Source organism: Pseudomonas sp. 5.2, assembly GCF_059025405.1.
Window position 1 is genome coordinate 125,391 of the sequence record NZ_JBYBHH010000020.1, and the last position, 12,644, is coordinate 138,034.

Consider the following 12,644-nt stretch of genomic DNA (forward strand, 5'->3'; position numbering starts at 1 on the left):
ACCCTCCGGCGCCACAAGTGCCATGCTTGCAGGATGCTCCTGGACCAGTGCGCGCAGACGCACGGCCGTGGGCAAGGAGGCTGCCGACACCCCGCAACCGTGACGTGGCCGGCACGCCGCAGCAGAACACGCCGGACACCTGCCCCTACAACAACACAGGCAGGGTCCGTGATGCCGAGGTCCGCTGTATGCCTGATGAACTGCTCCACCTGCCTTTGATCCACAGCATCCTGGCCCGTGAAAAGGACACACCCGGCGCCCTGTTGCCGATCCTTCACGCCATTCAGCAAGACATCGGCTTCGTGCCGGATGCCGCCGTCCCTGAAATTGCCCATGCCCTGAACCTCAGCCTGGCCGAGGTGCGCGGGGTGATCAGCTTCTACCACGATTTCCGCACCACCGCGCCGGCACGCCATACCCTGCGCCTATGCCGGGCCGAGTCGTGCCAGAGCCGTGGCGCCGAGGCCCTGGCCGCGCAACTGCGCGACCAACTGGCACTGGACGACCATGGCACCAGCGCCGACGGCGCTATCAGCCTGCGCCCGGTGTATTGCCTGGGCGCCTGCGCCTGCTCGCCCGCGCTGGAACTGGACGGCCAACTGCACGCGCGGCTCACGCCTGAGCGCCTGCGTGCCCTGGTGAACGGTTGCCTGGAGGGCGAAACATGCTGAAGGTGTACATCCCCTGCGATTCGGTGGCCCGTGCCGTGGGTGCCGACCAGGTTGCCGAGGCCCTGCAACGCGAGGCCGAGCGCCGGCAGTTGGCGGTCGATATCCAGCGCACCAGTTCGCGTGGGCTGTACTGGCTGGAGCCGCTGGTCGAATGCGACAGCGCCCAAGGGCGCCAGGGTTTCGGCCCGGTGACCGCGGACGATGTGCCGGCGCTACTCGATGCCTTGGCCGGCCAGCCCCAGGCGCATGGCCTGGCCTTGGGGCCGGTTGAAGACATCGCTTATCTGAAATCCCAGCAACGCCTGCTGTTCGCCCGTGCCGGCGTGACCCGGCCGCTTTCGCTGGACGACTACCGCGCCCATGGCGGTTTTGCCGGGCTGGAGCGCGCCGTGGCACTGAACGGTGCCGAGGTGGTCGCTGCCGTGCTTGATTCTGGCCTGCGTGGCCGGGGTGGCGCCGCGTTCCCGGCGGGTATCAAGTGGCGCACTGTGCGCGATGCCGGGGCCGGGCAAAAGTATGTGGTTTGCAACGCCGACGAAGGCGACTCCGGTACCTTCGCCGACCGCATGCTGATGGAAGGCGACCCGTTCCTGCTGATCGAAGGCATGATCATCGCTGGCCTCGCCGTGGGTGCCGACAAAGGCTACATCTACGTGCGCTCGGAATACCCGGATGCCATTCGCGTGCTCGACCAGGCCTTTGCCATAGCCCGCGACGCCGGTTACCTGGGCACCGACGTGGCCGGCAGCGGCCAGGCCTTCGACCTGGAAGTCCGGGTCGGTGCTGGCGCTTATATCTGCGGCGAAGAGACCGCGTTGCTGGAATCGCTCGAAGGCAAGCGCGGGATCGTCCGGGCCAAGCCGCCACTGCCGGCCCTGCAGGGCCTGTTCGGCTTGCCGACGCTGGTGCACAACGTGCTCACCCTGGCGTCGGTGCCAATCATTTTGGCCAAGGGCGCGGCGTTTTACCGCGATTTCGGCATGGGCCGTTCGTTGGGCACCATGCCGTTCCAGCTGGCGGGCAACATCCGCCACGGTGGCCTGGTGGAGCGCGCGTTTGGCCTGACCCTGCGCGAACTGGTGGAAGGCTACGGGGGCGGTACCGCCAGCGGCCGGCCATTGAAGGCCGCGCAGGTCGGCGGCCCGCTCGGGGCCTGGGTGCCGCCCAGCCACTTCGACACGCCGCTGGACTATGAAGCCTTCGCTGCCATGGGCGCGATGCTCGGCCACGGCGGTGTGGTGGTGGCGGACGACACCCTGAACATGGCCAGCATGGCCCGCTTCGCCCTGCAGTTCTGCGCCGAGGAATCGTGCGGCAAGTGCACCCCGTGCCGCATCGGCTCGACCCGTGGCATGGAAGTGGTGGACCGGCTGATCGCCACCACCGATTTCACCGAACGCCACGACCAGGCCCTGCTGCTGCGCGACCTGTGCGACACGATGCAGTACGGCTCGCTGTGCGCCATGGGCGGGATGACCGCTTACCCGGTGGCCAGCGCGCTCAAGTACTTCCCCGCCGATTTCGGGCTGACCCACACGGAGGCCGCGCAGTGATCAATTTCTTCGACCCCGAGACCGACCTTGGCACCCCAGCACGCGACAGCCAGGTGCAGGTCAGCCTGAACATCGATGGCCGTGCCATCAGCGTGCCTGCCGGGACTTCGGTCATGCGCGCCGCTGCCATGCTTGGCACCAGCATTCCCAAACTGTGCGCCACCGACAGCCTCGAGGCGTTCGGCTCGTGCCGCATGTGCATGGTGGAAATCGAAGGCATGCGCGGTTACCCGGCGTCGTGCACCACCCCGGTCAGCGAAGGCATGGTGGTGCGCACCGAAACCCCGCGCCTGGCGGGGTTGCGGCGCAATGTGATGGAGCTGTACATCTCCGATCACCCGCTCGACTGCCTGACCTGCTCGGCCAACGGCAACTGCGAACTGCAGACCGTCGCCGGCCAGGTCGGCCTGCGCGAGGTCCGCTACGGCTATGACGGCGCCAATCACCTGGCCGAGAAAAAGGACGTTTCCAACCCGTATTTCGACTATGAGCCGAGCAAGTGCATCGTCTGCAGCCGCTGCGTGCGCGCCTGCGAAGACATCCAGGGCACCTTCGCCCTGACCATCACTGGCCGCGGCTTCGACTCGCGGGTGGCAGCCGCTGGCGGGGACAACTTCCTGGCCTCGGAGTGCGTGTCGTGCGGCGCCTGCGTACAGGCCTGCCCGACCGCGACCCTGACCGAAAAAAGCCTGGTGCAGCTCGGCCAGCCTGAGCGTGCGGTGATTACCACCTGCGCCTATTGCGGTGTCGGTTGTTCGTTCCGTGCCGAGATGAAGGGCGACCAGCTGGTGCGCATGGTCCCGGACAAGAACGGCGGCGCCAACCATGGCCACGCTTGCGTCAAAGGCCGCTTCGCCTGGGGGTATGCCACCCACCCAGACCGCATCACCACGCCAATGATCCGTAAGCGCCTCGAAGACCCGTGGCAAGAAGTCAGCTGGGACGAGGCGGTAACCTATGCCGCCAGCGAGTTCCGCCGCATCCAGCTCAAGTACGGGCGTGATTCCATCGGCGGCATCACCTCCAGCCGCTGCACCAACGAAGAAGCCTACCTGGTACAGAAGTTGGTGCGCACGGCGTTTGGCAACAACAACGTCGACACCTGCGCGCGGGTGTGCCATTCGCCCACGGGCTATGGCCTCAAGCAGACCCTCGGTGAATCGGCGGGCACCCAGAGCTTCGATTCGGTGATGCAGGCCGACGTGGTGCTGGTGATCGGCGCCAACCCCACCGATGCCCACCCGGTGTTCGGCTCGCAGCTCAAACGCCGCCTGCGCCAGGGCGCGCGGCTGATCGTCATCGACCCACGGCGTATCGACCTGGTCGACTCGCCCCACGCCCGCGCCGAGCTGCACCTGCAACTGCGCCCGGGCACCAACGTGGCCATGCTCAACGCCCTGGCCCATGTGATCGTCAACGAAGGCTTGCTGGCCCAGCGCTTTATCGACGCCCGCTGCGAGACCGAGGACTTCGCCCGCTGGCGCGACTTCGTCAGCCTGCCAGAGAACGCGCCAGAAGTACTCGGCCCAGTCTGTGGCGTGCCTGCCGAGCAGATCCGCGCCGCCGCGCGTCTGTATGCCACCGGTGGCAACGCGGCCATCTACTACGGCCTGGGGGTCACCGAGCACAGCCAGGGCAGCACCGCCGTGATGGGCATCGCCAACCTGGCCATGGCCACCGGCAACATCGGCCGCGAAGGGGTAGGGGTGAACCCGCTACGCGGGCAGAACAACGTGCAGGGCTCGTGCGACATGGGCTCGTTCCCGCATGAACTGCCTGGCTACCGGCATATTTCCAACGAAGGTGTGCGTGCCGAGTTCGAGCGGGCCTGGGGGGTGACCTTGCAGCCAGACCCAGGCTTGCGCATCCCCAACATGTTCGAGGCGGCCCTGGATGGCAGCTTCAAGGCGCTGTATTGCCAGGGTGAGGACATCGCCCAGAGCGACCCCAACACCCAGCACGTCACGGCCGCCTTGCTGGCCATGGAATGCGTGGTGGTGCAGGACATCTTCCTCAACGAAACGGCCAAGTTCGCCCACGTGTTCCTGCCGGGCAGTTCGTTCCTTGAAAAGGACGGCACCTTTACCAACGCCGAACGCCGTATCTCGCGGGTGCGCAAGGTCATGGAGCCCCTGGCCGGCAAAGCTGACTGGGAAGCGACCGTGGCCCTGGCCAACGCCTTGGGCTACCCGATGCAGTACCGCCACCCGGCTGAGATCATGGACGAGATCGCGCGCCTGACGCCGACCTTCCACCGCGTCAGCTACGCCGAGCTCGACCGCCATGGCAGCCTGCAGTGGCCGTGCAACGATGCCGCGCCCGATGGCACGCCGACCATGCATATCGACCAGTTCGTGCGGGGCAAAGGGCGCTTCATGCTCACCGGCTACGTGCCCACCGACGAGAAGGTCAACAGCCGCTACCCACTGTTGCTGACCACCGGGCGTATCCTCAGCCAGTACAACGTCGGCGCCCAGACCCGCCGCACCGGCAACGTCGCCTGGCATGACGCCGACCGCCTTGAACTGCACCCCACCGACGCCGAAAGCCGTGGCATCCGCGATGGCGATTGGGTCGGTATCGGCAGCCGCGCCGGGCAGACGGTGCTGCGCGCCAAGGTCAGTGCGCGTGTGGCGCCGGGGGTGGTGTACACCACGTTCCACTTCCCTGAGTCGGGGGCCAACGTGATTACCACCGACAACTCCGACTGGGCCACCAACTGCCCCGAATACAAAGTCACGGCGGTGGAGGTGGTGAAAGTGTTCCACCCGTCTGAATGGCAGAAGCGTTACCAGGACTTCAGCGACGAACAGCGCCGCCTGCTCAAAGAGCGCCGTACTGCCGAGCAGCAAGAGAAAGCCGAGGTGCGCCGATGAGCAGTGACAACCTGGTCAAGATGGCCAACCAGATTGCCCATTATTTTGACAGCGAACCGAACCGGCAGCTGGCGGTGCAAGGGGTAAGGCAGCACATCCAGAGCTTCTGGACGCCGGCAATGCGCCGGCAGTTGCTGGCGTGGAGCGAGGCCAATGCAGGGGAGGGGTTGGACCCGAAAGTGCGCGAGGCGCTGGTGTAAACGCGCCGCCCTTTGTATTTGTAGGAGCAGCCTTGTGCTGCGAAGAGGCCGGTGATAGCAGCATAGATTCTCTGAGCTGTCACCGGCCTCTTCGCAGCGCAAGGCTGCTCCTACAAGGGCCACGCATGCATTAACCGCGGGCCAGCTCTGTCAGGTGGGCAATTGCTTGTTCGCTCTTGAGCACCAGCACATCCCCCTCGAGCGAATCGAGCACCACCTCGGAGGTATTCCCGATCAATGCCCCGGAAATACCCGTGCGGGCCACCGTGCCGATCACCGTCACCACGGCATTGTATTGTTTCTCGGTGTAGGGAATCAGCACATCCGCCGGGCCTTCGGCGACATGCAGGCGTTCATCGCTGATGTCGTACTCGGTCTGAAACGCGCGGCAGGCTTCCCGGTAGCGTTCGGCGATGGTCTCGCTGAGCTGGTAGGTCGGGTCCGAGGCAGACAGCATGGGGGAGGGGTGTGCGCTGATGACGTGCAAATCGCCTTTGGCCAGGCCGGCAATCGCATAGCCATGGTCGATGATGCTCGCGTGCAACAGGCGGTGGTCCTCATCCTGGTTGCCGACATCCACCGCCGCCAGAATCACCCCGCCGGTCCATGGCCGCTCGCTTTTCACCATCAGCACCGCGCTGGGGCACAGGCGCAGCAGCTTCCAGTCGCTGGGGGTCAGCAGTGCCTTTTTCAGCGGGTTGTCCGGCCGATGCTCCTTGATGACCAGCTCGCAGCCCTCGGCTTGCTGCACATAGATGATGGTGTCGTGCAGGTTGTCACGCCAGGCTGCCTCATGGGTGACGTTGTCGTATCCGTCATCGTGCAACTGGCTGCTCAGCAGGCTGAGCAACGCACTGTGATCCTGCTTTTTGTCGCACATCAACAGGTGCAGGCGCGCGCCGGTCACGCCTGCGATCAGCTTGGCACGGGTCAAGGCCCGGCTGTGGGCATGCGCGGGGTCGAGGACGACGAGGATGCTGCGGACGGCTTGCATGGGCGTGAGCTCCGTTCAAAGATGGCGACCAGTGCCTGACTATAGTCGGCGTCTCACCCGTCGCCGCTTGATGTACATCAAGCATAGTCACTGGCGCTGCCGGTTGCCGCCGGTATAATCGCCGGCCCTGCCTGTTCTGTCTGGTTGCACGCTTATGTCCTTGATCCCCGAAATCGACGCCTTTCTTGGCTGCCCGACCCCAGATGCCTGGATCGAAGCGGCGCTTGCCGACCAGGAAACCCTGCTGATCGACCACAAGAACTGCGAGTTCAAGGCCGCCAGCACAGCCCTGAGCCTGATCGCCAAGTACAACACGCACCTGGACCTGATCAACATGATGTCGCGCCTGGCCCGTGAAGAGCTGGTGCACCACGAGCAGGTGCTGCGCCTGATGAAGCGCCGGGGCGTGCCCTTGCGGCCAGTGTCGGCCGGGCGTTATGCCTCCGGCTTGCGCCGCTTGGTACGTGCCCACGAGCCGGTCAAGCTGGTCGATACCTTGGTGGTGGGGGCCTTTATCGAAGCACGCAGTTGCGAGCGCTTTGCCGCGCTGGTGCCGCACCTGGATGAAGAGCTGGGCACGTTCTACCACGGCCTGCTGAAGAGTGAAGCGCGCCATTACCAGGGCTACCTGAAGCTGGCCCATCAGTACGGCGAAGAAGCGGACATCGCCCGCAGGGTTGAGCTGGTACGTGAGGCAGAAGCCGAGCTGATCCAGTCACCGGACCAGGAACTGCGCTTTCATAGCGGCATCCCAATGGCGCAGGCCGCCTGAAAACCTTCAGGCGGCCTGCGTTCATTAAACGGGCTTAGTAGCGGCGACCCAGCAACAGGCCGACCACCAGGCCGAAGCCTGCGGACACCGCGACGGTCTGCCAAGGGTGGCCGCCGATGTAGTCCTGGGTGGCATCCACCACCGGTTGAGCCTTGTCACGTACGTTGCTCGCGGCCTGGCGAGCCTGGCGCAGTTTGAGGCTGACTTGCGCGCGCAGGGTTTCGGCCTCCTCGCCAACCAGGGCAGCGCTGTCGTTGAGCAGCTTTTCGGATTCTTCGATCAGTGACTGCAGTTCGCTGAAGACCTGATCCTTGATCTGATCGCTGGCGGCTTGTACGGCGTTTTTTCGGGCCATGAACTCATCCTCGTCAATGGGGGGGTGAACAATGGATGCCGGTGCGTCGGGAAAGTTGCGCCGGCTTTCCGATGACGCGTCGCTACGGTGTAAGATAGCGGCCATTTTCAGCAGGCAGGTACCTTCATGAGTTTCAATCTGGCCAACAAGAGCTTCGAGGAACGGGCGCAGATCGAGGCAGAGAAGGCGCGGTTGTTCGAACTGTGGCAGAGCAACCTGGGCAAGGCCAAGGGCGAAGCCGCCCGGCTTATCTCCGAAAAGCCACGGCGCAAGGGTAAATGGGCGGAATGGGTGCGGGCTGAACTTGAGGCCATGTCGCCGCCTGAATACGCCAGCATGGTGCGCAGCGAAGTCAACAAGATGATGGCCGCCGCCAACAGCAATCGCTGAGTGGTCTACCAGTAGGTCCCGGCTGCCTTGGGCAGGTCCAGCGTGCCCTCATCGGTGAAGCGCACGGTGCCCAGCAGCCCACCGGCCAATTTGCCGCGCAGTACATAGGGTAGCCCTTGCAGCGAACTCCGCTGGCCCAGGCCATAGGCCTGGCGCAGGAAGGAGAACGCGGTCACGCTCACCGGCACCACGATTACCGCCTCGTCGAAACGGCCTATGTGGCCCTGCTGGTCGCTGACACCGGCAGCCAGCGGCTGGCCGTTCACCTGCAGGTCGAGCGCGATACCGTTGTAATCGATCGCGGTTTCGTTGGGGTTCTGCACACGTATTTTCACCGCCATGCGCAGTTCCAGCTCCTGCCCAGGCAGTGGCTCGATGCCAATCACGTTGATATTCAGTGGGGCACGCGCCTGAAACAAGGCGCAGGCACTGAGGCCGTAAGCCATCAGCAGTATCAGCAACCAGCGGTGCAATCGGGCAGTCATGGGTTGCAACCTTGCCTGAAGAATTCAACCGCCAGTGTGGCAAATGCGCGTTGACGTTGAAAGTGGCGCGTCCAATGAAAGATACTGTTTCTCATTAACGCCCGACAATTCCTCTTACTGGCCTTTGTCCTACCCCATGCTGACGTCTCCCGTGTCTGGTCTGCTGGCGAGTTTCCAGGAGCACTACGACGACCTCTTGCTGTTCCTGACTCGGCGCATGAGCGACCGGCAGCGTGCTGCCGACGTCGCGCAAGAGACGTACCTGAAGCTGGTGAAGATCGACGAGCAGGCAGTGCCGGTGCTGCATGCACGCAGCTTCATCTTCCGGGTGGCGGGCAACCTGGCGATCGATGCCTTGCGCCGTGAACAGCGTATCGCTGCCCGCCACGAAGATACCGATGGCACTGGCGAGGTGGCCTGCCCGGCGCCTGCGCCCGAGGCCGCGCTGCTCGCCCGCGAGCGCTTGCAGATACTCGATGAGGCGCTGTTGCAACTGTCCAGCAATGCCCGCCAGGCCCTGTTGCTCAACCGCGTCGAAGGCCTGACCCAGGCGCAGATCGCACAACGGTTGGGCGTTTCCGAGAGCATGGTGGCAAAATACATCGGCCAGGCGCTGCGCCATTGCCGTGACTGGCTCAAACACAACCATGACTGAGCCTCACGCCATGCCAGCCGCCCAACCGCTCAGCGACCTCTCTGACGATGCCCTCGATTGGCAGGTGTTGTTGCATTCGGGCAACGCCAGTGCGGCGGACCACGCGCGCTACCAGCGCTGGTGCGCACTGAGCCCGGCGCATGCCGAGGCCGCGCGCGAGGCAGAGGCACTGTGGCTGGACATCGGCCAGACCCCAACCGCTCAGGTTGTCGCGGCACCGCCTGCCCGACGCAAACGGCACTGGGCCGCAGGCCTGGCGGCATCGCTGGCGCTGTTGGTCGCGGGTTATACCGGCTGGCAGCAGGCGCCTATCTGGCTGGCGGACTACCACACAGGCCTCGGGCAACGGCAGGCGGTGACCCTGGCCGATGGCTCGCGGGTACTGCTGAACAGCGGCAGTGCCTTGACCGTCGCGTTCACCGACCGCGAGCGCCGCGTGGTGCTCAATGCGGGCGAAGCCTTGTTCGAGACGGCCAGTGACCCACGGCCCTTTGTGGTCGATAGCGCGGGCGAGGCGGTGCGCGGCACAGGCGCGACCTTCAGCGTGCGCCGCGATGGCCGCGTGGTGCTGGCCCAGGGCGAAGCCACGGTGGGTGAGCGCAGCGTACCGGTGTCGCCTGACGCCAGTGCACAGACCGCTTGGCAGCGCGGCAAGCTGATCTTCAACGGCAAGCCGCTGGGGCAGGTGCTGGCGGAGCTTGAGCGCTACCAACAGGGGCGCATTCTGCTGTCTGACACGAAGTTGGCGGCCCTGGAAGTCAGCGGTGTATTCGACCTCGATGAACCCCACGCGCTGCTGCGCTCCCTTGAGCAACGTTATGGCCTGCAGGTCACCTACTTGCCGTGGTTGGCCGTGGTGCACTGAGCCGGTAAAAAATAATCTAAATATTTTTCATCTGCCGCTGCAAGTTCAGCCAGGCCAGATCGTCGTAGTGGGACTGATCAGCAACCCATTCTCATTTACGACTTGCCTGGAAGCTCATTCGTGGCCCTTACGCTCAAGCCTACGCACCGCCGCAGCGGTCCCCTTCATCACGCCTTGTTGTCTTGCACTGCCTTGGCCATGCTGGCTGGCCCCTTGCAGGCGATGGCCTCAAGTGGTGCGCAACAGGCCCCGGTGGAAGCGCGCCAAGTGCAGCTGGACCTGCCTGCCCAGGCGCTGGACCAGGCACTGACGGCCTTCGCCGACCAGGCCGGGTTGCACCTGCTGTACACCACCCACGATGTCGCGGGCCTGAACAGCCCGGCGTTGCAGGGCAGCTACAGCATCGAGCAGGCACTGCAGCAGTTGCTGGCGGGCAGTGGCATGAGCTGGCAGTTCAGTGATGCCCGCACGGTTACCCTGCGCAAGGCGGACGCCACGCCGCAGGCCGTCAACCTCAAGCCCATCGAGGTCAGTGTGGCCTCGCGCACCAGCACGGCGATCAGCGAAATCCCTGGCACCGTTTGGGTGGTCGACCAGCAGCAACTGCGTGAGCAGATCGACAGCGGGGTGAGCCTCAAGGAAGCCATCGGCAAGTTGGTGCCTGGCCTGGACCTGGCGCCAGAAGGGCGCACCAACTATGGCCAGAACATGCGCGGGCGCAATGTGCTGGTAATGATCGACGGGGTCAGCCAGAACAGCTCGCGCGGCCTGTCGCGCCAGTTCGACAGCATCTCGCCGTTCAACGTCGAGCGTGTCGAAGTGCTGTCGGGGGCCAGCGCCCTTTACGGCGGCGGCGCCACCGGCGGCATCATCAACATCGTGACCAAGAAGGGCGAGCCCGGCCCGGCCCGCTTCGAGACCCAGCTGGGTGCCAGCAGCGGCTTCAACAACAGTGATGACCTGGCCACCCGCATCGCCCAGTCGATCAGCGGCGGCAACGAGCGGGTCAGTGCCCGCCTTGGTATTTCCGGCGAACAGAACGAAGCCTTCTATGACGGCGCTGGCGATCAGATCTTCATCGACAACACCCAGACCGACCTGCAATACAACCGCACCATCGACGTGCTCGGCACCCTGGGGCTGACGCTGACCGATGAGCAGAGCCTGGACTTGCTGGCCCAGTACTACGACTCGGGCAACCACGGCAGCACCGGCATCTACTTCCCCAACCTCAACTACAACGCCCCTTCGGACCTGGAAGACGCCGAGCTGCGCAGTGGCTATTCCTCTGACCTGGAGCCACGTACCCGGCGCCTGTTGCTCAACGCCAACTACCATCACAGCGATGTGCTGGGCCAAGACTTCTACCTGCAGGCCTCGTACCGCAAGGAAGACGACAACTTCTACCCGTTCCCGTACTACAACCGCGCCACACCCACCGGTTCGCGCGGGGTGTACTTCGCCGCATCACAACAGAACTTTGAGGTCACCAGCCTCAAAGGCCTGTTCGCCAAGCAGTGGGACACGCTCAAGCTGACCTACGGCGTCGACCTGGACCGCGAGCGCTTCAACGCCGAGCAGACCACCTTCGACGCCCTGACCTCATCCGAAAGCGGTGGCCTGGACATGGAAAAGGCCAGCAAGGCAGCGCGCTACCCCAGCTACCGGGTCGACGGTGTGTCGGTGTACGCCCAGCTCGATTGGCATGCCACTGACAACCTAACCTTGTCCGGCGGCGCCCGGCGCCAGCAGATGGACGTGGATGTCAGCGAGTTCAAAGGCGTACCCGGCGGTAGCAACGATTATCAGGTCAACCTGTACAACGTCGGCGCCATCTACGACTTCAAGAATGGCCATCAGGTGTGGACCAACTACGGTGAAGGTTTCGACCTGCCGGACCCGGCCAAGTATTACGGCAAGCCGGGCTTGAGCGTCGCCGACAACCCGCTGGCCGGCATCAAGAGCCGCCAGGTCGAGCTGGGCTGGCGCTATGCCGACGTGGATTGGGACGCTCAGGCGGCGCTGTACTACATCTGGTCGGACAAGATCATCAATGTCGATTCGCAGACGCTGACCATCAACGTCGAAGAGCAGAAGAGCCGTGACTTTGGCTTCGAAGGTGCGTTGACCCGCCACTTCCAGAGCGGTTGGGAAGCCGGGGGTACGCTGCACCTCACCCGCTCCGAGGAAGAAGACGTCGACGGTGGCTGGATGAAACGCGATGCCCGTTATGCGTCCCTGTCCAAGTCCACGGCGTTTGTTGGCTGGAAGGGCGATGGCCGCAGTGCCCGCCTGCAGGCCAACCATGCGTTCACCCTCAAGGACGATGCCGACCACGAGATCGACGGTTACACCACCTTCGACCTGCTGGGCAGCCAGGAAACCGGCTTCGGCACCTTCAGCGCAGGCATCCAGAACTTGCTGGACAAACAGTACAGCACGGTCTGGGGGCAGCGGGCGACGTTGTTCTATGCACCGACCTATGGCCCAGCATACCTGTATGACTACCAGGGCCGTGGGCGCACCTACACCCTGACCTGGAGCATGGCTTACTGACAGCTAGGTGGGGATTCAGGTAGGAGCAGCCTTGCGCTGCGAAGAGGCCGGTGCAAACAGCGAAAATCTATGCTGTTGTCACTGGCCTCTTCGCAGCACAAGGCTGCTCCTACCCGAATCGTGCATGGCGCGAGTTGTCTGGACTAGTTGTTCTACGCACCGACCTATGGCCCAGCGTACCTGTATGACTACCAGGGCCGTGGGCGCACCTACACCCTGACCTGGAGCATGGCTTACTGACAGCTAGGTGGGGATTCAGGTAGGAGCAGCCT

At 64.3% G+C, this 12,644-nt stretch carries 11 protein-coding genes and 1 pseudogene; 9 read left to right on the forward strand and 3 right to left on the reverse strand.

From position 1 onward, the window contains the following. The first annotated feature begins 188 nt into the window (after positions 1 to 188). Genes AC5PZ0_RS25085 through AC5PZ0_RS25100 form a run of 4 tightly spaced genes read left to right on the forward strand, consistent with a single transcriptional unit; the run spans position 189 to position 5,300 of the window. Positions 189 to 671: a formate dehydrogenase subunit gamma gene (locus tag AC5PZ0_RS25085; protein ID WP_027596585.1), complete on the forward strand. Its 483-nt coding sequence runs from the start codon at positions 189 to 191 to the stop codon at positions 669 to 671. Next, complete coding sequence (locus AC5PZ0_RS25090; RefSeq protein ID WP_493855957.1) at positions 665 to 2,224, forward strand: formate dehydrogenase beta subunit; 1,560 nt, start codon at positions 665 to 667, stop codon at positions 2,222 to 2,224. The genes AC5PZ0_RS25085 and AC5PZ0_RS25090 overlap by 7 nt, the downstream gene beginning before the upstream one ends. Then, complete coding sequence (gene fdhF / locus AC5PZ0_RS25095; protein ID WP_265969122.1) at positions 2,221 to 5,100, forward strand: formate dehydrogenase subunit alpha; 2,880 nt, start codon at positions 2,221 to 2,223, stop codon at positions 5,098 to 5,100. The genes AC5PZ0_RS25090 and fdhF overlap by 4 nt, the downstream gene beginning before the upstream one ends. Continuing rightward, positions 5,097 to 5,300 carry a formate dehydrogenase subunit delta gene (locus AC5PZ0_RS25100; protein ID WP_085274167.1) on the forward strand — a complete coding sequence of 68 codons (204 nt, stop codon included), beginning with the start codon at positions 5,097 to 5,099 and terminating at the stop codon, positions 5,298 to 5,300. Before fdhF ends, AC5PZ0_RS25100 begins: the two co-directional genes overlap by 4 nt. Positions 5,301 to 5,430: 130 nt before the next feature. Here the strand turns inward: AC5PZ0_RS25100 and AC5PZ0_RS25105 are convergent, their stop codons facing one another. Then, complete coding sequence (locus AC5PZ0_RS25105; RefSeq protein ID WP_493855958.1) at positions 5,431 to 6,294, reverse strand: universal stress protein; 864 nt, start codon at positions 6,292 to 6,294, stop codon at positions 5,431 to 5,433. Positions 6,295 to 6,448: 154 nt separating this feature from the next. Between AC5PZ0_RS25105 and AC5PZ0_RS25110 the strand changes: the two genes are divergently transcribed. Continuing rightward, complete coding sequence (locus AC5PZ0_RS25110; RefSeq protein ID WP_027596580.1) at positions 6,449 to 7,066, forward strand: MiaE family protein; 618 nt, start codon at positions 6,449 to 6,451, stop codon at positions 7,064 to 7,066. A gap of 34 nt (positions 7,067 to 7,100) precedes the next feature. Here the strand turns inward: AC5PZ0_RS25110 and AC5PZ0_RS25115 are convergent, their stop codons facing one another. Further along, complete coding sequence (locus tag AC5PZ0_RS25115) at positions 7,101 to 7,421, reverse strand: ElaB/YgaM/YqjD family protein (protein ID WP_027596579.1); 321 nt, start codon at positions 7,419 to 7,421, stop codon at positions 7,101 to 7,103. Between the two features lie 126 nt (positions 7,422 to 7,547). On the opposite strand from AC5PZ0_RS25115, the gene AC5PZ0_RS25120 reads away from it, so the two are divergent. Continuing rightward, positions 7,548 to 7,811 carry a hypothetical protein gene (locus tag AC5PZ0_RS25120; protein WP_027596578.1) on the forward strand — a complete coding sequence of 88 codons (264 nt, stop codon included), beginning with the start codon at positions 7,548 to 7,550 and terminating at the stop codon, positions 7,809 to 7,811. 5 nt (positions 7,812 to 7,816) lie between these two features. Here the strand turns inward: AC5PZ0_RS25120 and AC5PZ0_RS25125 are convergent, their stop codons facing one another. Further along, complete coding sequence (locus AC5PZ0_RS25125) at positions 7,817 to 8,296, reverse strand: LEA/WHy family protein (RefSeq protein WP_493855959.1); 480 nt, start codon at positions 8,294 to 8,296, stop codon at positions 7,817 to 7,819. A gap of 136 nt (positions 8,297 to 8,432) precedes the next feature. Here AC5PZ0_RS25125 and AC5PZ0_RS25130 point away from each other — a divergent pair. The 3 genes and pseudogenes from AC5PZ0_RS25130 to AC5PZ0_RS25140 all read left to right on the forward strand — a co-directional run. Continuing rightward, positions 8,433 to 8,939: pseudogene (locus AC5PZ0_RS25130) on the forward strand (RNA polymerase sigma factor); the annotation flags it as partial. Positions 8,940 to 8,943: 4 nt separating this feature from the next. Beyond that, positions 8,944 to 9,816 (forward strand): FecR family protein, encoded by an 873-nt coding sequence (locus AC5PZ0_RS25135; RefSeq protein ID WP_493855960.1) that lies wholly within the window; start codon positions 8,944 to 8,946, stop codon positions 9,814 to 9,816. 198 nt (positions 9,817 to 10,014) lie between these two features. Continuing rightward, complete coding sequence (locus AC5PZ0_RS25140; RefSeq protein WP_493855961.1) at positions 10,015 to 12,372, forward strand: TonB-dependent receptor; 2,358 nt, start codon at positions 10,015 to 10,017, stop codon at positions 12,370 to 12,372. Positions 12,373 to 12,644 lie beyond the last annotated feature (272 nt).